General features: G+C 33.9%; 2 protein-coding genes. Both read left to right on the forward strand.

What is annotated here, in order from left to right; all coding sequences use genetic code 11:
* The coding region (locus tag ACP5O9_RS07285) for a cytochrome b/b6 domain-containing protein (protein WP_428723733.1) at positions 1–602 on the forward strand (602 nt) is incomplete at its 5' end.
* 36 nt (positions 603–638) lie between these two features.
* A complete protein-coding gene (locus ACP5O9_RS07290; protein WP_428723734.1) occupies positions 639–1,010 on the forward strand; it encodes a cytochrome c3 family protein in 372 nt (123 codons plus the stop codon).
* The last annotated feature ends 88 nt before the right edge of the window (positions 1,011–1,098 follow it).

A 1,098-nucleotide genomic window follows, 5' to 3' on the forward strand; every position in this document is an offset into this window, starting at 1 on the left:
TTAGAATCTGGCATTGGATAAATGCCATAGGTTTTATAGTACTTATACTTACTGGAGCTCAAATAAGATTTGTTGATTCAATGGGACTTATGAGTTTTGAAACAGCTGTTCAGATTCATAGCTGGCTTGGTTTTATATTGCTTGCAAACTATTTTATCTGGCTTCTTTATTATCTTTTTTCAGGAAAACTATTCAAAATATACATTCCACCATTCTGGAAGCCAGTAGAGTTCATAAAAAATTCAATAAAGCAGGCAAAATATTATGGATATGGAATTATGGTAGGTGATGAAAATCCTCATCATCCAATACCTGAAAACAAATTTAATCCTTTGCAACAGGTTTCTTATTTAATGATTATGGTAGTATTAATTCCTCTACAGATTATTACAGGATTGATTTTATGGGATCCTCAACTTTTTGGTTCATTAGCCAAAATTATTGGAGGACTCCAGATTGCGACATTGATTCACACAGGATTATGGATATTCTTTAGCACCTTTATAATTGTTCACTTCTATCTTGCTACCCTGGGACATACACCGATGGCGCATATTAAGGCAATGTTTACAGGTTATGAAGAAGAACATGAGGAGCACTGATAAAAAAAGCATGAAACTGAAAGGAGGTGAATAAGATTGAAGTCTAAAAAAGGGTTAATAGTTCTAATTGCTGTTGTTTTTTTATTTGCAATCTCTTTTGTATATGCTCAGCCTCAGGATGTATACGACTTAAAAATTGAAGGTGGCAAGTTTCCTCCTGTTAAATTCAGTCATGGAAAACATTCAACTGACTACAAAGTAGACTGTAAAGTATGTCATCACAAGGAAGCAGATCCAAAGGTAAAAGCTCAAAAGTGTACAGATTGTCACGATCCAGCAGAAGCTAAAAACGGAGCTTCAAAAGCTATAGATGCCTATCATAAGACCTGCATTGACTGTCACAAAAAAGCAGTTGAAGAAGGAAAAGCAGCACCAACTAAATGTAACGAGTGTCACAAAAAAAGTTAATTTAATTTTATATTTCTTTGTAAGCCGGGGATTTCCCGGCTTTTTTATTGAGGTAAGAATATGGAAAAATTTAAAAAATTCAAAGGAA

Origin of the sequence: Thermodesulfovibrio sp. (assembly GCF_049969575.1) — a bacterium.
Classification (GTDB): domain Bacteria; phylum Nitrospirota; class Thermodesulfovibrionia; order Thermodesulfovibrionales; family Thermodesulfovibrionaceae; genus Thermodesulfovibrio; species Thermodesulfovibrio obliviosus.